Below are 21638 nucleotides of genomic sequence, written 5' to 3' on the forward strand. Positions count from 1 at the left end.
GGCGCCGAGGCGCCACCCGCATGGGCGGAACCGCTAGTTCAACCCGTATGCGTCCGCGATGAGTTCGTAGCTGCGCAGGCGGGCGTCCGCGCCGTGGGCGCTCGACGTGATCATCAGTTCGTCGACACCGGTCGACTTCACGAGGTGGTCGAGCCCCTCCTTGACCGCCTCGGGAGTGCCGTACACCGCACTCGCCAGCCGGTCCTCCACGAACTCCCGCTCCGCCGGGCTGTAGTCGTAGTGCTCGGCCTCCTCCGGCGTCGGCACCAGCCCGGGCCGCCCCATGCGCAGCCGCAGCATCGACAGCGCGCCGGTGAGCATCTGGCGCCGGGCCTCCGCCGGGTCCTCCGCCGCGAAGGCCTGCACGCCGATCTTGGCGTACGGGCGGTCGAGGACGCCGGACGGCCGGAAGGACTGCCGGTACAGCTCCAGCGCAGCGACCGTGTTGGCGGGGGAGAAGTGGTGCGCGAAGGAGAACGGCAGGCCCAGCGCCCCCGCGAGCCGCGCGCTGAAGCCGGACGAGCCGAGCAGCCAGACCGAGGGCCGGTCCGCGCGCTGCACCCCGCCGGGCACCCGGCCCTGGACAGGGCCGGGGACGGCGTGGATCCCGGCGTAGCGGTGCCCGTCGGGGAAGTCGTCGTCGAGGAAGCGGATCAGCTCCGCGAGCTGCTGCGGGAACTCGTCCGCGCCCTCGCTGAGCCGGTCCGCGCGGCGCAGCGCGGCCGCCGTCGCCCCGTCCGTGCCGGGGGCGCGCCCGAGGCCCAGGTCCACGCGGCCGGGCGCGAACGCCTCCAGCGTGCCGAACTGCTCGGCGATCACGAGCGGCGCGTGGTTGGGCAGCATCACGCCGCCGGAGCCGAGGCGTATGCGGTCGGTGTGAGCGGCGAGGTGGGCGAGGACGACGGCCGGCGAGGAGCTGGCGATGCCCGGCATCGAGTGGTGCTCGGCGACCCAGAAGCGGTGGTAGCCGCGGCGCTCGGCCAGCCGGGCCAGCTCGACGGTCGTGGCGAGGGCCTGCCGGGCGGTGCGGCCCGCGCCGACGGTCGCCAGGTCCAGTACGGACAGGGGTACGGGGGCGCTGCCCAGGGCCTGTCCCCGGATGAAGTCGTCCTGCGCGTCGGGCACGGTGGTCCGCCTTCCTCTTCCTGATCTGTTCCTGCTGCGATCTGCTGCTGCGTGTTCCTGATCGGTTCCCGGTTCCCTGTAGCCGGAGACTCTCTCCGGTTATTCCCGGCCGCTCCCCGTACGCGCCCCGCGGCCGCACCCCGGCCGGCATGGCAACGGCATATGCCGTAGTGCCAACACCCTCTTCCTGCCATGCGTTTCACGGTTATCGTGGTCGGCGGGAGACTCACCGGAAGCCCGTCCCGTAGGGGGAGACCGTGGCGCTGAAGCCCGACCCGACCGCGCCGTTCCACTCGGTGCAGTACGCCCTGCGGGTGCTGGAGGCCGTCGCCCGGCACTCCGGCGGCGTCACCGAAGCCCAGATCGCCCGCGAGACCGGCCTGCCGCCCGCCCACCTGGCACACCTGCTGCCGATGCTGCACCACGAGGAGTACGTCCAGCGGACCGGCGACGGCGGCTACGTCACGGGCGACGCCCTCGCCCTGCTCGGCTCCGGCGGCGACCGCACCGCCGCCCTGCGCCACAAGCTCCAGCAGTCGCTGTCCGAGCTGCGCGACTCGCTCGGCGCCGCCGTCTACCTGAGCCGCTACATCGACGGCGAGGTCCGGATCACCCAGTGCGCGGACGCGCCGCACCTGCCCCGGGTCAACGAGTGGGTCGACTTCCGCTCCGCCGCCCACGCCAGCGCGATCGGGAAGTGCCTCCTCACCCAGCTCGACCACGACGACCGCCGCGACCACCTCTCGCGGCACCGCACGGCCCGGCTCACGTCGCGGACGATCACCAGCGAGCAGGTGCTGCTCAGCACGCTCGACCGGCAGCCCGCGACCGTCCCCGTCCTCGATCTCCAGGAGTACGCGCTCGGCACGGTCTGCGCCGCCGTCCCGGTCACCGCGGGGAGCACGGTCGGCTGCGTCGCCCTCTCCCTGCCCCTGGCCCACGCCCACCGGCTGCGGCAGGCCGCCGAGACGCTGAACCGGCGGGCCGCGCCGCTGATGCTGTCGATGGCCCTGTAGACCCCCGGTGGGGCCGGGGGCCCGGAGGCGGTTGGGAGCACCCCTCCGGACCAGGTATATTTATCTCGTCAGCAGGCGCCGCTAGCTCAGTTGGTTAGAGCAGCTGACTCTTAATCAGCGGGTCCGGGGTTCGAGTCCCTGGCGGCGCACAGACAGACGAAGGCCCTCACCGCAAGGTGAGGGCCTTCGTCGTGCTGCTCCGGCGGCTTGCGGCCGATGACTTATGTCATCGGCGACCTGTGATCGGTGGATCTGCCCGCCGGAGCCCCGGAACGACAGAGTTATGGGCATGGACACGATGACGCTCGCCCCCGCCGCTCCCGCCACCACCACCGCCGCGACCGCCTCCTCCTCCGCCGGCACCGAGGAGATCAAGCCGCTGCCGACCTGGTTCTTCGCCTTCGAGGGCGTGATGTCCGCCGCCTACGACCTCTTCCAGGCCGACCACCGGCTCGTGTGGGCACTGGGCGCCCTGGGCGTGGTCAACCTCATCGTGTCCCTGACCGTCCTGCGCTCGCGGCTGCGCCTGGCCAAGCGCATGTGGCGCGGCAAGAGCACCCGCAAGGTGGCCATCGGCCTGGTCGCCCTGCGGCTCGGCGCCCACCTGGCCCTCACCTTCGCCGGCTTCACCGTCGTCTCGGCCGCCGGCCACCTCGCCTTCGCCGCCGTGATGTCCGCCACCACCATCGGCCTGCTCTGGTACGCCCAGCGCGTCTCGCTGCGCGCGCTCGCGGCCGAAGGCGCCTGAGCAGGGCCCGTAGCATGGAGGCCGCCCTTCCACCGCGCACCAGGAGAGGAGAGGACCGTGACCGGCGCGACCAGGCGTCACCGGACGGCGGCCGCGGCCGTGCTCCTGCTCCTCCTCGCGGTGCTCTTCGGGCCGGTCCCGGGCGGCGCGCAGCCCTACGCCGCGGTCACGACCGCCCCCTCCGCAGGTCATGCGGCACCGGCATCGGACCGAGCAGCAGCCGCAGCCGCGCACGCGCACGCCGGGGAGCCCGTACAGGTGCAGGCCCCGGACGCCGGCCCCAGCTGCCGGCAGCAGGACGTGCCGCTGAAGGACGCCGAGACCGCCGTCGCCTCCGGGCACGCCGACCCCGTCACCGCGCCGGGCACCGCCCGCGCCCCGCTCCCCCAGGCCGCCGCGCCCCGGGCGACCGCGCCGCGCGCGCCACCCGCCCCCGTCGCGGGCTGCGCCGAGCTGCTCCCCGTCCTACGGATCTAGATCCGGTCCCCACGGCCCCGCCGGGCCGTGCTTCGGCATATCCGGATTCCGTACGTTCCAGGGAGCTTTCTCCTTTATGTCTGCTACTTCCCCGAAGGCCAAGAAGACCGATCCCAAGGCCAAGGCCGGGCCCAAGGCCAGTACCAAGGGCGGGCCCAAGGCCGGCGCCAAGGCCGGGCCCCGGTCCAAGGCCAAGGCCTCCGTCTCCCTCCCCCGCCGCCTCGCCGCCCTCGGTGCGATCCTCGCGCTCGTCGCCGCGGTCGTCGCCGTCGGCATGGCCATCGGCAAGAACGGCGGCGACTCCGGCAAGCGCGGGCCCTCCGCCTCCGGCGATCCCTCCGCCGATCCGATGCAGGGCGCGTACGAGCGCGCCGAGCAGGCCACCAGCCGCCGCAAGGACGGCGACCCGCTCGCGCTCGGCCGGAAGGACGCGCCGGTCGTGCTCGTGGAGTACGCCGACTACCAGTGCTCGTACTGCGGCAAGTTCACCCGCGACAGCCAGCCCGAGCTGGTCAGGAAGTACGTGGACCAGGGCGTCCTCCGGATCGAGTTCCGCAACTTCCCGATCTTCGGCAAGGACTCCGAGCGCGCGGCCCGCGCCTCCTGGGCGGCCGGGCAGCAGGGGAAGTTCTGGCAGTTCCACGGCGAGGTCTACGCCAAGCTGCGCAAGGGTGACGCACTCGCCGAGGACAAGCTCGCCGACATGGCCGGCAAGGCCGGCGTGAGCGACATCGACCGTTTCCGCTCGGATCTGAACGGGTCGGCTGCCGAGGAAGCGGTCAAGAAGGACCAGCAGGAGGGGTACGGCCTCGGTGTGACCTCCACTCCGTCCTTCCTCGTCGGCGGCCGTCCCATCGCCGGCGCCCAGCCGATGGCCGCCTTCGACGAGGCCATCGAGCAGGCCCGGGCCGCGGCCGCCGCGAAGAAGAGCGGGAAGTAAGGGGCCGGCCGTGACCGACATCGGCTACCTCGCCGCGTTCCTCGGCGGCGCCCTCGCCCTGGTCAGCCCGTGCAGCGCGCTGTTGCTGCCGGCCTTCTTCGCGTACTCCCTCGCGAACCCCGGCCGGCTGCTCGCCCGCACCGGCGTGTTCTACGTGGGCCTCGCGACCACGCTCGTCCCGCTCGGCGTGGCTTCCACCGCGGCCAGCCGGCTCTTCAACGGCCACCGCGAGCTGCTGGTGACCGCCGGCGGCTGGATCGTGATCGCCATGGGCGCCGCGCAGATCCTGGGCCTGGGCTTCGCCTCGAAGAAGGCCCAGGCGGCGGCCGGGCGGATCACGCCGCGCTCGGCCGCGTCGACGTTCCTGCTGGGCTGCGTGTACGGGCTGGCCGGGTTCTGCGCGGGGCCGATCCTCGGGGCGGTCCTCACGGTGACGGCCGTCAACGGCAACCCCGTCTACGGCGGCTCCATGCTCGCCGTCTACGCCCTCGGGATGGCACTGCCGCTGTTCGTCCTGGCGGTCTTCTGGGACCGCTTCCGGCTCGGCAGCCGGCGGTGGCTGCGCGGGCGGGAGCTGCGGCTCGGACGGCTGCGGCTGCACACGACGTCGCTGGTGTCGGGGCTGTTCTTCATCGGCATCGGGGTGCTCTTCCTCGCGTACGACGGGACGACGGGGCTTCCGGGTCTGCTGGACGCGGACCAGGAGTTCCGTCTGGAAGAACTCGCCTCCCGCGTGGGCAACGCCGTCCCGGACTACGTCCTGCTGGCGGGGCTGGCGCTGGTGGTGGCGGGGTTCTTGGCCCGTTTCGCCCTCAGGCCGGGCAAGAACGACTCCGAAGGGGAGTGACGGCACCGCCGGTCACCTCCGGTGGGGGCTGATCACCGCTGCGGCGGAGGGAGAGGCCCCGGCCCCACCCTTTCACCGTTTCTCCCTGCGGGAAGCTCGACAGACGCCTCCTTCGGGAGGCGTTCCCCTTGGGGGGGCGCTTCCCCGCGGCGGAGCCGCGAAGGCACTTCCGCCGAGGCAGATCGGCCGGAGGCCGAGATGACGGCGCCTCCCCGGGGTGGGGCCGGGGAGGCGCCAGGAGGCTCCGGCGTCCGGTGCGGTCTCGGGGAGGCCGTCAGAACCGGACGTCGGAGCAGGCGTAGAACGCGTTGCCGGTGTCCGCGATGGTCCACACCGCGAGGACGAGCTGCTTGCCGCTCCGGCCGGCCGGCAGCGTGCCCTGGTGGGAGACGGTCGCGTCGGGCACCCGGCCGCCGTACGGCACGGTCAGGAACGGCTGGAGGTCGAGGTCGGCCCGGGTGAGCGGCCGGCTGGGGTCGTAGCCGGGCTTGGTGAGGTAGTAGCGGAAGTCAGTCGTGGCGTGGCGGGCGGTGAGCCGCCACCGGAACGTATAGCTCTGGCCCGAGCTGACGCTCGTGCTGGGCCACTGCCCGCCCCGCGGGTCGTCGAGCTCCGCGAAGCGGCTGTTGCCGCCGGCGCATATCGTGCCGTCGGCGGGCCCGCGGGCCGGGAAGCCCTTGGAGCCCTCGACGCTCTGCGGCTCCCACTGGATCTCGCCGCAGTCCTCGACGGTGCCGTTGGCGCAGTACACCTGCCGGCTGGTGGGGGTGTCGGTGTAGCCGTGGCTGCTCGCGCTGCCGGTGGCGAACAGGGACGTGCCGGCGATGCCGAGGCCGATGATCGCCGCACTGATCTTTTTGCGCATGCCTTTGCTCCTCGGAGAACGTGGGGGGTTCTGTGAGCCGAGTGAAATGCGGTCTAGACCAAGGCGGAGGCTAGTACCGGCCGTTTGGCATGTCTAGGCCAACAGTCGCAACAATCCGGTCGCATGCCGTACGGGGCGCCTTCACCCGCTCTCCATGGGGACCGCCGCTGCCCTGCGCCCATGCCCGCACGGAGGCCGCGCCCCGGCCTCCGGTCCTTTGCCGTTCAAGGAGGCACCCTTGACGCGGGCGAGAAGAATCCGCCGCAGCAGCGAGCAGTGCAACGGCGCAGGTCAGCGGTGCCTGATCTGCCCGCACCATGCACCTCGAAGCCCCCGCAGGGATCACCGCACGCGCCCGTACGCGTTCGGCCGATAGCGGCCGAACGTCGAGACCCGCACCTTGCCCCCCGGCCGCGGCGCCTCGATGTAGCGCTCCCCGCCCAGGTACACCGCCACGTGGTGGACGCCGGAGGCGCGCCCGTTGCGGGACCAGAAGACGAGGTCGCCGCGGCGCAGCGCGCGCCGGCCGATGCGCTTCGTCGCGCGGTACTGGTCGGCGGCGACGCGCGGGAGCCGTACGCCCGCGCGACGGTAGGCCTGCTGGACGAGTCCGGAGCAGTCCCAGCGGCGGGGGCCGGCGCCGCCGATGGCGAAGGGGTCGCCCAGATGGGCCAAGGCGTAGCGGATGGCCGGTTCCAGACGGTCGCCGACGGGCCGGGCCGCCGGGAGGACCGTCCGCGGGCCGCCGCGCCCGGCGGGTGGTCCTCCCGGCAGGGAGGTTGCGGCGGCCGCAGGGCCCGCTCCGGGCCCGGCCAGCACGGCCGCCCAGACGGCCGCCACGACCGCGCCGCGTATGTGCACCACGCCCGCTGCACCTTTCCCCGGGCTGCCCGGCCCGGCGTCCTGCCAGTACTCGGGCACAGCCTCTCAGCGGCCCGGGAGGGCCGCACGCCGGAGCGGGCCGGGCGGGTGGCGGGAGAGGTGGTCGGGAGCACCCCTCGGGATCAGGTAGAGTTTTCTCTGTCAGCAGGCGCCGCTAGCTCAGTTGGTTAGAGCAGCTGACTCTTAATCAGCGGGTCCGGGGTTCGAGTCCCTGGCGGCGCACGCGAGTCTCAAGGCTCCTCACCGATCGGTGAGGAGCCTTGAGTCATTTTCCGGCCAATGGCATGCCCTGTCACGCCGGGTCGCACCACTTTGCCCGGTAAACACCTTGTTTCACCCTTGCGATCATGACCCGGCGTCCGAGATCCTGAACGGACAGCGATGACCCAACATCACTAAGTGACGATTGAGTTGAGTTGGGTGGCGCCGGGGGGGCCGGTGCTCTTGGGGTCCGTGCGGCTCGTGGGGGGCCGGACGAGACCCGCGATCTGACACACGCAGTCAGCATGCGTGCGGGGGGAAATGCACATGACGTCCACTCCTGCCGACGCCCGGCGGCAGCTCCACGATCAGACGGCGGCAGCCGGGCCGCGCACATCCGTCCGCCAGGGAACGATCCCGCAGCAACCCGGCCATACCGGGGCGGCCGGCCGTACCGGGCCGGTCAGAGTCCCGCCCTCGCGCCCGCCGAGAGCCCGGCCCCGGTTCGACTACGAGCACTACAGCCGGCTGGCCGGCCCGCTCACCCAGCCCGACCCCGACCGCCCGTACCGCGTGCGCTACCGCAGCCTGCTCGCCGAGGAGACGCACCGCGTCCTCGGCGCGGCCCTCCTCGGCGCCGCCCCCGTCGTCTCGCTCGGCCTGCTGATCTGGCTGATGCAGCCCGCGCACTGGACGCAGCGCGACCACGCCACCCCGCTGATGCGGGTGCTGGATACGGTGATGCTGGTGTCGATCGGCCTCATCGAGCTCTTCCGCACGATGAACGTCGCCTCGAACGCCCACGCCACCCTCGTCGCGCGCGACCCCGTCCCGGTCGTGCCCGAGACCGGGACCAAGGTCGCCTTCCTCACCTCGTTCGTGCCCGGCAAGGAGCCGCTCGAGATGGTCACGCGGACGCTGGAGGCGGCGGTCCGGCTGCGCCACCGCGGCCCGCTCGACGTCTGGCTGCTCGACGAGGGCGACGACCCCGCCGTCAAGGCCGTCTGCCGGCGGCTCGGCGTGCGCCACTTCTCCCGCAAGGGCATCGAGAAGTGGAACCGGCCGAAGGGCCCGTTCCGCGCCAAGACCAAGCACGGGAACTACAACTCCTGGCTGGACGCCCACGGCGATGCGTACGACTTCTTCGCCTCGGTCGACACCGACCACGTCCCGCTGCCCAACTTCCTGGAACGCATGCTCGGGTACTTCCGCGACCCCGATATCGCGTTTGTCGTTGGTCCTCAGGTCTACGGGAACTACGATGCGGCCGTGACCAAGGCCGCAGAAAGCCAGCAGTTCCTTTTCCACGCCCTGATCCAACGCGCCGGAAACCGCTACGGCGCACCCATGTTCGTCGGCACCAACAATGCCGTCCGGATCAGCGCCCTGAAGGGAATCGGCGGCCTCTACGACTCGATCACGGAGGACATGGCCACCGGCTTCGAACTGCACCGCCACCGCAACCCCGCGACGGGCCGGAAGTGGCGCTCGGTCTACACCCCGGACGTCCTCGCGGTGGGCGAGGGCCCCAATGCCTGGACGGACTTCTTCACCCAGCAGCTGCGCTGGTCCCGGGGCACCTACGAGACCATTCTCAAGCAGTTCTGGAAAGGCCCCTGGTCACTCTCCCCGGGGAAATTCCTCAATTACAGCCTGCTGGTCATCTATTATCCGATGACCGCACTCAACTGGATGCTCGGCGCGCTCAGCTGCGCCCTCTTCCTCGGGCTCGGCGCCTCCGGAATCCAGATCAATTCCGAGGTCTGGATGATGCTCTACAGCGATGCGGCCGCCCTCCAGATCGGGCTCTACGTCTGGAACCGCCGGCACAATGTCTCGCCGCACGAGCCCGAGGGCTCGGGCGGGCTGGCCGGCATGGTGATGTCCGCGCTCTCCGCCCCGGTCTACGCCCGCTCGCTGATGGATGCCGTGCTGCGCCGCAAGAGCCGCTTCGTCGTCACCCCCAAGGGCGATTCCGCCAGCCCCGACACCCTCTTCGGGACCTTCCGCATCCACCTGTTCTTCCTGGCGGTCTTCGGCGGCTCGCTGGCGGCCTCCTTCTGGCTCGGTCACACCCACGCCGCGATGCGCACCTGGGCGACGCTGGCCCTCGCGATCACCGTCGCTCCGATCGTCGCGTGGTGGTGGACGACGCACCGCGCCAAGAGAGCCGTGGAGGCCACCCGATGAACTTCCGGCGTTACCGTGTCAGCCGCCGCACCCGCCGCTTCGCGGTGGGGTCGGGGGTGGTGCTCGCCCTGGCGGGCATGAACGGGCCGGCCATCTGGGGCTACGCCTCCCACCAGTACTACGACTACAAGATCAACCAGCCGGAGTACAAGGAGCGGAACGGCCACTGGGACGTGGTCGACGTCCCCGAGCGGTACCGGATCAATACGATCCACGCGGCCCTGCTGCACACCGGGAAGGTGCTCCTCGTCGCCGGCTCCGGCAACAACGCCGCCAATTTCCGCGCGAAGTCCTTCCGCACGGTCCTGTGGGACCCGGTGGCGGACACGTACAAGGACATCCCCACCCCGAAGGACCTGTTCTGCGCGGGCCACACCCAATTGCCCGACGGCCGCCTCCTGGTGGCCGGCGGCACCCAGCGGTACGAGAAGCTGGAGGGCGACATCACCAAGGCCGGCGGCCTGATGGTGGTGCACAACGAAAACCCCGACAAGCCGATGACGCTGCCCGCGGGCACCCGCTTCACCGGCCGCAAGAACGGCAAGACCTTCGAGTCGAAGGACGCGGTGCTCGTCCCCCGCGCCAAGAAGGAGCAGAACAAGGAGACCCGTAAGGTCACCGTCACGGTCTCCACCTCCCGCGTCTATGTGGAGGCGCTCCAGAAAGGGCATGAGTTCGAGACCGGCCTCACCGACAACTACCGGGTCGAGGGCCTCTCCGGCAAGGACGGCCAGAACGTCTACGGCATCGCCAACAAACTCTCCTTCGACAAGAAGGACTTCCAGGGGATCAAGGACTCCTTCGAATTCGACCCGGTCGCCGAGCGCTACGTCACGGTCGACCCGATGAACGAGGCCCGCTGGTATCCGACCCTGACCACCCTGCAGGACGGCAGGGTCCTGTCGGTCTCCGGCCTCGACGAGATCGGCCAGGTCGTCCCCGGGAAGAACGAGGTCTACGACCCGAAGACCAAGAAGTGGACCTACCTGCCCAACGAGCGCTTCTTCCCGACGTATCCCGCGCTCTTCCTCACCGACAAGGGGCGGATCTTCTACACCGGCTCCAACGCGGGCTACGGCCCGGCGGACAAGGGCCGCGTGCCCGGCCTGTGGGACCTGTCGACCAACGAGTTCACCGAAGTGCCCGGCATGAGCGACCCGGACATCCTGGAGACCTCGATGTCCGTCCTGCTGCCCCCCGCCCAGGACCAGCGCTACATGGTCCTCGGCGGCGGCGGAGTCGGCGAGGACGCACGGTCCACCGCCCGGACCCGCATCGTCGACCTGCACGCCGACCGGCCGCGCTTCCGCGACGGCCCCGACCTCTACGCCAAGGCCCGCTATCCCAGCAGCGTCATCCTCCCGGACGACACGGTGCTGACCACCAACGGCTCCGGTGACTACCGCGGCCGCAGCGCCTCCAACGTCCTCAAGGCCGAGATCTACGACCCCGCGGACAACAGCCGGCATGAAGTGGCCGATCCGCTGGTGGGCCGCAACTACCACTCGGGTGCGCTGCTGCTGCCCGACGGCCGGGTGATGACCTTCGGCTCCGACTCGCTCTTCGGCGACAGGGCCAACTCCAAGCCGGGCGTCTTCCAGCAGCAGATCGACCTCTACACCCCGCCGTACCTCTACAAGAAGGGGCGGCCCGAGCTGAAGGACACCGCTCCGCGGACGGTGGCGCTGGGCGGCACGGCCACGTACCGCGCGGACCGCCCTCAGGACATCGCCAAGGCGCGCCTCATCAGGCCGGGGTCGTTCACGCACGTCACCAATGTGGAACAGCGGTCGATCGCCCTGGAGTTCAAGAGGTCGGCGGACGGCATCACGGTCACGCTGCCGAAGGACCCGTCGCTGGTGCCCCCCGGGTGGTACATGCTCAACGCCGTCGACGGCCGGGGCGTGCCGTCACCGGCGGTGTGGGTGAAGGTGCCGCCGGCGGCTTCGCCCAAGTAGGAGCGCCGACGCCAAACCGTAGTGCCCGGAGACCGGGCGCTACGGCGGCCTCAGCGCGGGTCAATGCGCATTGCGCGCGAGGTCCAGCGCGTACGTCTCCCACCACTTGCCCGCGCCCGGGCCGCCCTTGCACGTGCCGTCGGACTCGCCCGGGCGCTTGACCCACAGGTACGCGTCGACCTTGGGGTCGCCGGTGCGGGTGGTGGGCGGGGTGCCCAGGGCGCGGCCGCTCGGGTTGCACCAGGCCTTCTCGTGGCCGGGGGCGTTCAGCGGGCCGTTGCCGTTGCGGCTGGTGTCGATGACGAAGTGCTTGCCGCCCAGCAGGCCGGACAGCCGGTGGCCGTAGTCCTTGTTGGCCTTGGTGGTCTGGAAGTTGGAGACGTTGAGCGCGAAGCCGTCGGCACGGTCGATGCCGGCCCGGCGCAGCGGGTCCGCCATCCGGTCGGCCGGAATGACCCAGCTGGAGTTGCCCGCGTCGAGGTAGACCTTGGTGTGCGGGAGGGCCTTGAGGCGGCCCACGGCCTCCTTGAGGAGCGCGAACCGCTCCTCGTGGTACTGCTGCGGGGTGCAGCCGTCGGAGATGTGGGGCAGGGCGTCGGGCTCCAGGATCACCGTCGCGCCGCGGTTGCCGATGCCCCGGACGGCGCCGTCCAGCCAGCCGCGGTAGGCGTTGCCGTCGGAAGCGCCGCCCTGCGAATACTGACCGCAGTCGCGGTGGGGGATGTTGTAGAGCACGAGGACGGCGATGCGGTCGGCCCTGGCGGCGGCCTCGGTGAAGCCGCGGGCCTGCCCCTCCGGGTCGTCGGGGCCGATCCACTCGGCGACGGGCTGCGCCGCGATCTTGCTGAGGAGCTGGGCCTGGCTGCTCCGGCCGTGGCCGCGGAGCTCGGAGGCGCGCTTGGCCGCGGTGGACTCGGGGTTGACCCAGAAGGGCACCTGGGCCTTGGGCTGCTGGGCGGGGGCCTGCGGGGGCGGGGCTTCCTTGGGGGGTGCCGCGGAGGACTCGGCGGAGGAACAGCCTGCGAGCAGCAGCATCGCTCCCACGGCGGCCCCGGCACTGCTCAGCGCCGCGCGCGCCCTGCGCGCACGGCCGGTGTGACTGCCGTACATCCATTCCCCCTCGGGTGCATTCCTGTAGGGGTGTCCCCACGCCCCCACGGGACATGACCGGTCCCTGCAATGCTGGCACACCCCGGTGCCGGACCGTGTGTGATCTGTGGATGACAGGCAGTCAATTCGCCCGGTCGGCCGACTCCGTACGCTCATCGCCGTACGGGCGCGGCCGGTGCCGCCTGCGGTCCCTTCGGCCCGGTCGCACCGGTCAGGTAGGCGGAGACGACGACGTTCGCGCTGTACGTGCGGCGGGCGCGGTCGAAGTCGCCGCCGCAGGTGATCAGGCGCAGTTCGGCGCGTTTGCCGTCGCGCGGCCCGTAGGCCTTGGCGGCGTCGAAGCGTTCCTTGGTGAAGACGGAGACGTCCTCGACGGTGAACTCGGCGGTGCTGCCGTCCGCGCGGCCGACGGCGAGGGTGTCGCCGGGCTTGAGGCTGCCGAGGTCGTAGAAGACGGCGGGCGCGTCGTCGGTGTCGACGTGGCCGACGAGGACGGCGGCGCCGGGTGCGCCGGGCTGCGGCCCGCGGCGGTACCAGCCGACGGTGCCGGCTTCGGCGTACGGGGGCGGGTCGACGGCGCCCGCCGGGTCGAGCCCCCTGGCCTCGACGGGGGCGTTCACGCCCAGGGCTTTGATGGTGAGGGAGCGGGGCGGGGCCGCGGGGAGGGGTGCGCGGGCCGGGGGCAGCGGGTCGGCGAGCGGTCGGCCAGCCGCGGCGACGTCCCCGGCGGTCGGGGTGACGGAGGCGCCGTGCCCTTCGGTGATCTCGCGTCCCCACAGCCACAGGCCGACCAGCAGGGCGACCCACACCGCGCCCGTCAGGAGCCGCCCGCGGCCGCCGGCGCGGGAGGACGGCCCGGACTCGGGCTCGGGTGCGGATGAGGGGGGTTCGGTTGAAGCGGGTTCGGTTGAAGCGGGTTCGGTTGAAGCGGGTTCGGACATGGCCTGGGGTCGCTCTCCCTCACTGCTGCCCGGAGGACCGCTGGGCGGCCTCGGTCCGGCGCCGGTGCCAGATCAGGCCGGTGGCGATGAGCGCCGTGATGCCCGCCAGGACGAGGCCGGGGGTGCCGGGGGCGTTCTCGGCCGCGGTGCCTCCGCCGCCCGCGGGAACGGGCGCCACGGGGGCCGGCGGCTCGTGCGACGCCTGCTGCGGCGGCTGCGGGTGGACGGCGGGCCTGCTGTCCATCGCGCGCTCCCGGTCCTGCCGCTCCCGGTCCTGCGGCGACTGCGAGGGCAGCGCCACCTGGTCGTGGGCGTGCGTGGCCGGCAGGGGCTTGCCGTGCGGGACGACGGTCAGCTTGCCCTCGGCCACCGCGTCCTCGCCGTCGCACGTGACCCGTACGGGGTAGACGCCGGGGTCCACGGACGAGCGGACGGCCGCCGCGGCGAACAGGCCGGCCGAGTCCCTGGCGAGCCGGGCGTCGGACACGAACGCCTCGGAGGCGGCGGTGGCCCGGTCGCCCGAGCAGCCGGCGACGCGCAGTTGCACCTGGCCGCCGGGGTGGCTGCTGACGGGGGTGAGTTCGATCGTTCCGGACATGGTGGCGGGCTCGTCGTCGGCGTGCGCGAGGGGCGCGCAGACGGCGACGGCCGCGAGAGCACCGCACAGGGCAAGGCGGACAGAGTCCATGGTGAACCTCCTGACAGTCAGAGATTCACCTGCTGTTCCCGGCGGGCGCATCCGCTCCGCGGGCGGGTTGCTCCGTTCGGTGCCGGACGGGGCCCGTTCAGATCAGGGGCGTTCGGACGGGGCCCGATCGGGCGGGGCCGCTCGGACCGGGGGCCCCTCGGACCAGGGCCGGCGTCAGGCGATCCGACCCGGCGTCAGACGATGAGGTCGACCAGGTCCGCGATCGAGTCGGCGACCCGGGAGGGCCGGAAGGGGTAGCGGTCGATGTCCTCGGGCCGGGTCAGCCCGGTCAGCACGAGGTAGGTCCGCATGCCCGCCTCCAGGCCGGCGAGGATGTCGGTGTCCATCCGGTCGCCGATCATGGCGCTGCCCTCGGAGTGCGCGCCGATGGCGTTGAGCCCGGCCCGCATCATCAGGGGGTTGGGCTTGCCGACGAAGTACGGCTCGCGGCCGGTCGCCTTGGTGATCAGCGCGGCCACGGAGCCGGTGGCGGGCAGGGGGCCGCCGGCGGACGGGCCGGTCTCGTCGGGGTTGGTCGCGATGAAACGCGCGCCGCCGTTGATGAGCCGGATGGCCTTGGTGAGCGCCTCGAAGGAGTAGGTCCGGGTCTCGCCCAGGACGACGTAGTCGGGGTCGGCGTCGGTGAGGACGTAGCCGATGTCGTGCAGGGCCGTGGTCAGGCCCGCCTCGCCGATGACGTACGCGGTGCCGCCGGGCCGCTGGTCGTCCAGGAACTGGGCGGTGGCCAGCGCGGACGTCCAGATGTTCTCGACGGGCACGTCCAGGCCGATGCGGGCGAGGCGGGCGTGCAGGTCACGGGCGGTGTAGATGGAGTTGTTGGTCAGGACGAGGAAGGGCTTGCCGGATTCTCTGAGCCGCTTGATGAAGGTGTCCGCACCGGGGACGGGGATGCCCTCGTGCATCAGGACACCGTCCATGTCGGTCAGCCAGGACTCGATCGGCTTGCGCTCTGCCATACGGGACTCCTGCCGTACGCGCCCGCTTCACGGGGCTCGGGGACGCCGGGTCGCACCTCTTCGTGCCGCGGCTCGTTCCTCCAGCGTAAACACGTCCGGGTGACGTACCGGTGACGGCTGCGCCTCAGGCGGCTCACGGCCCCCGGAAACCCCTCGGCGTCTACGGAGCCCCTGGGGTCCCTGAGGCCCCGGAGTCGGGTCTTCAGCGCCCCGAGCGCCGCGCCCCCACGATCAGGGACGCACCGGCGAGGAGCAGCGCGCCGGCCGCCGCCGCGATGGCGAGGAGGGGCCGCTGGGAGCCCGTGTCGGCGAGCAGGGGCTGCTCGCCGTCGTCGGCGCCACGCTTGGCGGGGGTGCCCGCACGGGCGGGGGCCTTGCCGATGCCGAACGTGTAGTCGTTGGACTCCCCCACCCACTCGCCGTCGTCGCCGCGCCGCTGCACGGCGGTGATGTTGGCGGTCACGGGCCCTTCCGGGGCGCCCTTGGCGAAGGCCAGGCGGACGCGTACGGGCACGCTGCCGTGCGCGGGGACGGAGAAGCCGCCGAAGCCCAGGGTTGCCGCGGCGCGGGAGGAGCGGTCCGCGCGGGCGGCACCGCTGCTCGGGGCGCTGCTCGGGGTGCTGTTCGGGGTGCTGTTCGGGGTGCTGTTCGGGGCGCCGCTGGGGACCGTGCCGTCGAAGACGCCGACGTTCTCGGCCTCCTCGGTCCGCTCGAAGCGGACGGGGCGCCAGCGATCCGCCCCGGCGTCGTAGAAGTCGAGCCGGATGTCGCCCGGCTCCAGCGCGCGGCCGCGGTCGGCGAGGACCGCGACGGGGTGCACGGCGCGGCACTCGGCGCCGGAGTCGTTGCGCAGTTCCAGCCGCCAGACGCGGGGCGCGGCGCCGCGCTCGTACGTCTCGGGGCCGCCGCTCAGCTTCGCGGCGATGGGGAAGTCGGGGGTGCCGGGGGCGGCGCAGCGGGGGCGTACGGGTTCCGGTCCGGCCGCCGGGTGCGCGGGGGCGGGGGCCGCCGTCGACACGATCGCGAGCGCGGTGGCGCCGAGGACGAGCACACGGGGCTTGGGCATCGCGGAACCTTTGCGGTGGTCGGGTCTGTTGCCGGTGCACGGTCAGGTGCCGGTTCACGGTCAGGTGCCGGTTGTTCACGGTCAGGTTGCTGCCTGCCTCGAACCTCCCACCGCCCGCTCGCGGGTCCCGTCCCGGCGCGGCCGCGTACCCCGACCAGCCGTCACATACCGCCCGATGAGCCTATTTTCGTGTCATCCGAGTGGAGCCGGTGTGCCTGGCCGTGCCGGGCGGGCGCGGCTCGGTCAGGATCGGGGCATGGCCACTGCTGATGCTGAGAAGTGCGTCCTCCAGGGCGGGCCGGAGAGCCTCCCGGAGCACATCGTCCCGGCCCCGGCGCCGGGTGAGGACGTGAAGGTGCCCTTCCGGGGCGGTTACGAACATTTCCGGGCCACCTCACGGCAGTGGGACACGCCCGGGGGCCGGTTGCCGGTCTACGAGTGGTCGGGCCGCACGGAGGCGGCGGAGTAGCGGTGGCGGAGGAACGCGGCGGCGAGCCCGGGGCGCAGCACCCGCGGAGCGGGGACGACGCCGAGACGTACCGGAGGAACCCGCTCAAGGGCCTGGCCGGCCTGCCGCTGGTCGGGGACCTGCTGGAGCCCTTCCTGGGGCACTACCCCGGCAAGGACCTGCCCGCGCTCTTCTCGGCGCCGCACTTCCGCGGCCGGTGGGAGGAGCTGGACCCCGGCACGTACGAGCGCGGCGGGCCCGTCCGGTCCGTGCTGGTGCCCTCGCGGCGCTGGCGGCCGGGCAAGGGGCCGCAGCCGCGGTGGGCGGTCACGCTCTACACCGGGCCGGAGGGGACGGGGACGAGCATGCGGTTCGAGGAGGGCGACGACGCCTCGGAGCTGGACGAGATGTTCGCCGTACGGGTCGCGTCGGTCAAGGTCGAGCGGTTCCTGGGGACGGGTGCGTGACGGGCAGGTGCGGGAGGCCGGCTTGCGGCAGCCCGGACAACTGGTCACGTCCGGACAGCTGGTTGCGCGCGGACAGCCGGTCACGTCCGGACAGCCGGTCGCGCCCGAACAGCGAGGCCAGGACGAGCTCCGCGGCCCCTTCGACGACGGTGCGGTCCCCGGCCGGGGTGACGGCCACCGGAGCGGCGGCGCCGAGCACCTCCCGTACCCCGGCCGCGTAGGTGGCGGCGTCCTTCAGGAGCATGCCGCCGCCGAGCAGCACGAGGTCGATGTCCAGCAGGCGTACGAGGTTGGCGGCGCCGGTGCCGAGCAGCCGGGCGGCCTCCGCGACGTCGCCGCGGGCGACGGCCTCCAGGCACAGCACCTCGATGCAGCCGCGGTCGCCGCAAGGGCACAGAGGACCGTCCAGCCGGAGGATCTGGTGGCCGAACTCCCCCGCGCCGGTCCGCGCGCCCCGGTGCACCGCGCCGCCCAGCACGAGGCCGGCGCCCAGGCCCGTGCCGAGGTGGAGGTACGCGAACGAGCCGGCCGGGCCGGCGCAGCCGCGGAGCACGAGGCCGAGGGCGGCGGCGTTGGTGTCCTTGTCGACGACGACGGGCAGGCCGAGGCGCTCGGCGAGCGCGTCGCGCAGCGGGAAGCCGTCCCAGCGGGGGAAGCCGGTGACGCGGTGCAGGACGCCGGTGCGGTGGTCGAGGGGGCCGGGGAGGGCGACGCCCACGCCGAGGAGGGAACCGCCGGCCCCGGCCCGTACGCGCGCGACCTCCGCCGTGACCGCGCCCAGGACCGTCTCCGCGCCCGCCCCGAGGTCGAGGGGGGTCGTGCGGGTCATGACCTCGGCCCCCGACAGGTCGACGAGGGTGACCGTCAGGGCGTCGCGGTCGAGGTGCACGCCGATCGCGTGCGCCGCCTCCGGCAGCAGGCGCAGGGCCGTGGCGGGCTTGCCGCCCGTGGACGCCCGGCGCCCCGCCTCGGCGGCCAGGCCCGCGACCCGCAGCCGCCCGGTGATCTTGCTGACCGCCTGCGGGGTGAGGCCCGTACGGTCCGCCAGCTCGGCCCGGCTCGCGCCGTCCGGCCCGGCGTCGCGCAGCAGCCCGAGGACGAGGGCGGTGTTGTGGTCACGGAGGGCGGCGAGGTTGGCGCCGGGGGCGGGCGAGCTGTTCACCGGTCCATTGTCACCGCCGCTTGCAGTTTCGCAACAGCGTTGCCAAAGTGGAGTGCATGAGCGAGGGCATGGACGGCATGAACAGTGACAGCGGGACGGGCGGGACGGGCGGGGCTGCTCCGCAGGGTGGCTCCGGCGGCTTCCGGGTGGGCCTGATCGGCTACGGGCTGGCGGGCTCCGTCTTCCACGCCCCGCTCATCGCCGCCACGGACGGCCTCGTCCTCGACACCGTCGTCACCGGCAACCCCGACCGGCAGCGGCAGGCCGCCGCCGAGCACCCCGGCGTGCGGGCGGTCGCGAGCAGCGACGCCCTCTTCGAGCGCGCCGCGGAGCTCGACCTGGTCGTCATCGCCTCCCCCAACCGGACCCACGTGCCGCTGGCCTACGCCGCCCTCGAAGCGGGCGTCCCCGTCGTCGTCGACAAGCCGCTCGCCGCGACGGCCGCCGAGGCGGAGGCGCTGGCCGGTCTCGCGGAGGAGCGCGGCCTGCTGCTGAGCCCCTTCCAGAACCGCCGCTGGGACAACGACTTCCGCACCGTGCAGCAGCTCCTCGCCGACGGCGCGCTCGGCACCGTCCTGCGCTTCGAGTCCCGCTTCGAGCGCTGGCGGCCGCAGCCCAAGGGCGGCTGGCGCGAGTCCGGCGACCCGGCGGAGATCGGCGGCCTCCTCTACGACCTGGGCAGCCACGTCGTCGACCAGGCCCTGGCCCTCTTCGGCCCCGCCACGGCCGTCTACGCCGAGGCGGACGTGCGCCGCCCCGGATCGGAGGCCGACGACGACACGTTCATCGCGGTGACGCACGCGAACGGCGTCCGCTCCCACCTGTGGGTGAGCGCCACCACGGCCCAGCTCGGCCCCCGCTTCCGGGTGCTGGGCAGCGCGGCGGGCTACGTGAAGTACGGCCTGGACCCGCAGGAGGCCGCCCTCCGCGAGGGCCTGCGCCCCGGCGCCGGCAGCTCCGGCTGGGGCGTCGAACCCGAGTCCCTCTGGGGCCGCCTCGGCGCCGGCGAGTCCCCCCAGACCGGCGGCGGCGACCCCGTACCGACGCTCCCCGGCGACTACCCCGCCTACTACGCGGCGATCGAGACGTCCCTGCGCACGGGCGCCGAACCCCCGGTGACGGCGCGGGAAGCGGCGGCGGCGCTGCGGGTGCTGGAAGCGGCGCGGCTGTCGGCGGACGAGGGGCGCATGGTGCGGATCGGGGAGGCCCGGTGAGCTCCGGAGCATCCGAAGTATCCGAGGTGGCGGCCCTGGAAGAGGACGAGCGCCGTCTGACCCTGGACCGCTTCGGCAATGACGACGCCTGGCGGCTGGGCAGCCTGCTCGCCGGCCTGGCCCGGGAGCGGGGCGCGGCGGTCACGATCGGCATCCGGCGGGGCGCGCAGCAGCTCTTCCACTGCGCGCTGCCCGGCACGTCCGCGGACAACGACGCGTGGATCAGGCGCAAGTGCCGCGTGGTGGAGCGGTACGGGGAGTCGTCGTTCCTGGTCGGGGCGCGCTTCCGCGCCAAGGGCCGCACGTTCGAGGAGTCCTCCCGGCTGGACCCGGACCGCTACGCGGCCCACGGCGGCGCGTTCCCGCTGCGTGTACGGGGCACGGGCGTCGTGGGCGCGGTTGCCGTCTCGGGCCTGGCTCAGGCGGAGGACCACGCGCTGGTGGTGGAGGGCCTGGAGCGGTTCCTGGCGGAGGCCTGACGGCCCGTCCGTAACCCCGAGGGGTCCCTCAGAGCGGCCTCAGGGCGCTCTCAGGGCCGTCTCGGGGCGATCACCGATGATCCTCGCCGTCCCGCGGCGGAGGATCGGAGCATGACCCAACGCGCACCGGGACGGCCGGCCTTCACGCCGCTGACCCGCTTATCCCTCGTCGCCGCCCCGGCGCTCCTCGCCGTCTACGGAACGATCCGGCTGCTGTCCGCCTCCGGCGTGCCCGGCCCGGGCTGGACCGCGGGCCACCTGGCCCTCTTCTTCGGCCTGGCCCTGTTCGGGCCGGTCTTCCTCGGCCTGCGCCGACTCGCCCCCGCGGGCTCCCCGGTGCGGCGCCGCGTGGCCGCCGTCAGCGCCGCCGTCGCCCTCGCCGGCCTCGCCGCCTCCCTCGCGCAGACGGCCGTCGACCTCGTCGTGGGCTTCCGGGCCGCGGACGGCGCCGAGATGAGCGAGCTCTTCGGGCAGGTCCAGTCGCACGCCGCCGTCAAGCTCGTGGTCTACTCCGCCGGCCCGCTCCTCTTCTACGTGGGCCTGCTCGCCCTCGTCAGCTCGCTCGTCACCCGCCGGGGTCCCGTCACCGGCTGGACGCTGGGCGCGATATGCCTGGGCATCGTCGTCATGGGCGTGAGCCTCGACCTGATGCCGGCCGGCAGTGCGCTCTTCCTCCTGGCCCTGGCCCCGCTGAGCCGGACCGACAGCGCCGCCCTACCGGCTCCTGGCGGATATCCCGTCGACAGCCCCGCACGCGCCCGGACATGATCGCCGGTATGACCGCCCCTGGAAAATCCCCTGGAAACGCCCCTGAAACCGCCCCTGAAACCGCCCCTCAGAACGCCATGACCGCGGACCAGCGCGCCGAGTACGCGCTCGACCTCGCCACCAGGGCCGGTCGCCGCCTCGGCGTGGACGCGGAGGAACCGCGCGTCCTGCACAACGTCTTCAACGTCCTGGTCCACCTCGCCCCGCACCCCGTCGTCGTACGGGTGCCCACCCTGGCCGTCGCCACGGTCGAGGAGCAGGCCGCGAAGCAGCGCCGCGAGCTCGCCGTCGCGGGCTGGCTGGCGGACCGGGGCGCGCCCGTCGTGGCGCCGAGCCCCCTCGTCCCCCGCGAGCCCGTCGAACTGGACGGAAGGTCGCTGACCTTCTGGGAGTTCGTCACCGAGACGGACCCCCTCTCCGGCGTGACGGACCCGGCGGCCCTGGAACAGCGCTTCGTCGAGCAGGCGGGCTGGGCGGCGCAGCTGCACGCGCTGCTCGCCGACCACCCCGGCGACGACCTGCCCGTCCTGTCGCCCCTCGTCCCCGCCGTGGGCATCACCCTGGCCGAGCTGGCCAGGAGCCCGCACCCGATGCTCACCGCGGCCGAACTCGACCGGGCCCACGCGGAGTACGCCGTCCTGGAGACACTCGTCCAGGACCTCCCCGCGTATTTCCCCGGCGCCCGCCTCCAGACCCTGCACGGCGACTCCCCCGCGTACAACGCCCTGCGCACCACCGACGGCCACCTCTTCAGCGACTTCGAGGACGTCACCCACGGCCCCGTCGAATGGGACCTCACGCTCGTGGGCCCGCAGGGCGTCGAGGAGTACGAGCGCGTGAGCGGCAGGGCGGTGGACCGCGCCCTGCTGGACGTGATGGAGGGCGCGCGGCTCCTCCAGGTCGTCGGCGCGCTGGCCTTCGCCGCCCTGAAGCCGGACCTGGCCCCGGCGCTGGAGCCGGTCATCGGCCTCTGGCGCACCCGCGCCCCACTGAGCCTGCCGGACGCCGCGGCCTAGCCCGTAGGGGGTTGCTGCCCGTACGGGGTCGCTGCCCGTACGGGCTTGCGCCG

22 protein-coding genes and 2 tRNA genes are annotated in these 21638 nt (G+C 73.1%); 15 read left to right on the forward strand and 9 right to left on the reverse strand.

All coding sequences use genetic code 11. From position 1 onward, the window contains the following. Positions 1-33: 33 nt before the first annotated feature. Positions 34-1125, reverse strand: a complete 1092-nt coding sequence (locus PS271_RS09310) for an LLM class flavin-dependent oxidoreductase (protein WP_398381494.1) — start codon at positions 1123-1125, stop codon at positions 34-36. Positions 1126-1382: 257 nt separating this feature from the next. Here PS271_RS09310 and PS271_RS09315 point away from each other — a divergent pair, with 257 nt between their 5' ends. The 6 genes from PS271_RS09315 to PS271_RS09340 all read left to right on the forward strand — a co-directional run bounded on the left by PS271_RS09315 (position 1383) and on the right by PS271_RS09340 (position 5153). Further along, on the forward strand, positions 1383-2141 hold the full coding sequence (locus PS271_RS09315) for an IclR family transcriptional regulator (protein WP_398381495.1): 759 nt from the start codon (positions 1383-1385) through the stop codon (positions 2139-2141). A gap of 75 nt (positions 2142-2216) precedes the next feature. After that, positions 2217-2290 (forward strand) — tRNA-Lys (locus tag PS271_RS09320). 140 nt (positions 2291-2430) lie between these two features. Then, on the forward strand, positions 2431-2889 hold the full coding sequence (locus tag PS271_RS09325; protein WP_398381496.1) for a hypothetical protein: 459 nt from the start codon (positions 2431-2433) through the stop codon (positions 2887-2889). Between the two features lie 57 nt (positions 2890-2946). Beyond that, a complete protein-coding gene (locus tag PS271_RS09330; RefSeq protein ID WP_398381497.1) occupies positions 2947-3366 on the forward strand; it encodes a hypothetical protein in 420 nt (139 codons plus the stop codon). A gap of 76 nt (positions 3367-3442) precedes the next feature. Then, positions 3443-4306, forward strand: a complete 864-nt coding sequence (locus PS271_RS09335; RefSeq protein WP_398381498.1) for a DsbA family protein — start codon at positions 3443-3445, stop codon at positions 4304-4306. A gap of 10 nt (positions 4307-4316) precedes the next feature. Further along, positions 4317-5153, forward strand: coding sequence for a cytochrome c biogenesis CcdA family protein (locus PS271_RS09340; protein ID WP_398381499.1), 837 nt, complete (start codon positions 4317-4319; stop codon positions 5151-5153). Positions 5154-5427: 274 nt separating this feature from the next. Here PS271_RS09340 and PS271_RS09345 read toward each other — a convergent pair whose 3' ends face one another. Together PS271_RS09345 and PS271_RS09350 are read right to left on the reverse strand one after the other, a co-directional pair. Continuing rightward, positions 5428-6018, reverse strand: a complete 591-nt coding sequence (locus PS271_RS09345) for a lytic polysaccharide monooxygenase auxiliary activity family 9 protein (protein WP_398381500.1) — start codon at positions 6016-6018, stop codon at positions 5428-5430. A gap of 342 nt (positions 6019-6360) precedes the next feature. Further along, the gene (locus PS271_RS09350; RefSeq protein ID WP_398381501.1) at positions 6361-6882 is read right to left on the reverse strand and encodes a C40 family peptidase; all 522 of its coding nucleotides are present in this window, start codon (positions 6880-6882) and stop codon (positions 6361-6363) included. 166 nt (positions 6883-7048) lie between these two features. On the opposite strand from PS271_RS09350, the gene PS271_RS09355 reads away from it, so the two are divergent. From PS271_RS09355 to glxA, 3 genes are all read left to right on the forward strand, one after another. Further along, positions 7049-7122, forward strand: a tRNA-Lys gene (locus tag PS271_RS09355). 306 nt (positions 7123-7428) lie between these two features. After that, positions 7429-9291 carry a glycosyltransferase family 2 protein gene (locus PS271_RS09360; RefSeq protein ID WP_398381502.1) on the forward strand — a complete coding sequence of 621 codons (1863 nt, stop codon included), beginning with the start codon at positions 7429-7431 and terminating at the stop codon, positions 9289-9291. After that, positions 9288-11249 (forward strand): radical copper oxidase GlxA, encoded by a 1962-nt coding sequence (gene glxA, locus PS271_RS09365; RefSeq protein WP_398381503.1) that lies wholly within the window; start codon positions 9288-9290, stop codon positions 11247-11249. The genes PS271_RS09360 and glxA overlap by 4 nt, the downstream gene beginning before the upstream one ends. A 60-nt stretch (positions 11250-11309) precedes the next feature. On the opposite strand, the gene PS271_RS09370 is transcribed toward glxA, so the two are convergent. The 5 genes from PS271_RS09370 to PS271_RS09390 form a co-directional block, all read right to left on the reverse strand. After that, entirely contained in the window at positions 11310-12359 is a 1050-nt protein-coding gene (locus PS271_RS09370) for a glycoside hydrolase family 6 protein (protein WP_398381504.1), read from the reverse strand. Positions 12360-12511: 152 nt separating this feature from the next. After that, positions 12512-13168, reverse strand: a complete 657-nt coding sequence (locus PS271_RS09375) for a class F sortase (protein WP_398381505.1) — start codon at positions 13166-13168, stop codon at positions 12512-12514. A gap of 151 nt (positions 13169-13319) precedes the next feature. Continuing rightward, entirely contained in the window at positions 13320-13988 is a 669-nt protein-coding gene (locus tag PS271_RS09380; RefSeq protein ID WP_398381506.1) for a hypothetical protein, read from the reverse strand. 194 nt (positions 13989-14182) lie between these two features. Continuing rightward, positions 14183-14965, reverse strand: a complete 783-nt coding sequence (locus PS271_RS09385) for an HAD-IIA family hydrolase (protein WP_398381507.1) — start codon at positions 14963-14965, stop codon at positions 14183-14185. A 202-nt stretch (positions 14966-15167) separates the two neighbouring features. Next, positions 15168-16031 carry a hypothetical protein gene (locus PS271_RS09390; RefSeq protein WP_398381508.1) on the reverse strand — a complete coding sequence of 288 codons (864 nt, stop codon included), beginning with the start codon at positions 16029-16031 and terminating at the stop codon, positions 15168-15170. A gap of 256 nt (positions 16032-16287) precedes the next feature. Here PS271_RS09390 and PS271_RS09395 point away from each other — a divergent pair, with 256 nt between their 5' ends. Together PS271_RS09395 and PS271_RS09400 are read left to right on the forward strand one after the other, a co-directional pair. Then, positions 16288-16500 carry a DUF5988 family protein gene (locus PS271_RS09395; protein WP_398381509.1) on the forward strand — a complete coding sequence of 71 codons (213 nt, stop codon included), beginning with the start codon at positions 16288-16290 and terminating at the stop codon, positions 16498-16500. Positions 16501-16502: 2 nt separating this feature from the next. Continuing rightward, complete coding sequence (locus PS271_RS09400) at positions 16503-16946, forward strand: hypothetical protein (RefSeq protein WP_398381510.1); 444 nt, start codon at positions 16503-16505, stop codon at positions 16944-16946. Here the strand turns inward: PS271_RS09400 and PS271_RS09405 are convergent. Beyond that, positions 16912-18108 (reverse strand): ROK family transcriptional regulator, encoded by a 1197-nt coding sequence (locus PS271_RS09405; protein ID WP_398381511.1) that lies wholly within the window; start codon positions 18106-18108, stop codon positions 16912-16914. The genes PS271_RS09400 and PS271_RS09405 overlap by 35 nt on opposite strands. 56 nt (positions 18109-18164) lie before the next feature. Here PS271_RS09405 and PS271_RS09410 point away from each other — a divergent pair, with 56 nt between their 5' ends. From PS271_RS09410 to PS271_RS09425, 4 genes are all read left to right on the forward strand, one after another. After that, positions 18165-19322 (forward strand): Gfo/Idh/MocA family protein, encoded by a 1158-nt coding sequence (locus PS271_RS09410; RefSeq protein ID WP_398381512.1) that lies wholly within the window; start codon positions 18165-18167, stop codon positions 19320-19322. Beyond that, the gene (locus PS271_RS09415; RefSeq protein WP_398381513.1) at positions 19319-19801 is read left to right on the forward strand and encodes a heme-degrading domain-containing protein; all 483 of its coding nucleotides are present in this window, start codon (positions 19319-19321) and stop codon (positions 19799-19801) included. The genes PS271_RS09410 and PS271_RS09415 overlap by 4 nt, the downstream gene beginning before the upstream one ends. Before the next feature lie 111 nt (positions 19802-19912). Further along, positions 19913-20569 carry a hypothetical protein gene (locus tag PS271_RS09420; protein WP_398381514.1) on the forward strand — a complete coding sequence of 219 codons (657 nt, stop codon included), beginning with the start codon at positions 19913-19915 and terminating at the stop codon, positions 20567-20569. Between the two features lie 77 nt (positions 20570-20646). Continuing rightward, positions 20647-21585, forward strand: coding sequence for a phosphotransferase (locus tag PS271_RS09425; RefSeq protein WP_398381515.1), 939 nt, complete (start codon positions 20647-20649; stop codon positions 21583-21585). Positions 21586-21638 lie beyond the last annotated feature (53 nt).

The sequence above is a fragment of the Streptomyces sp. SCA2-17 genome, assembly GCF_044336695.1.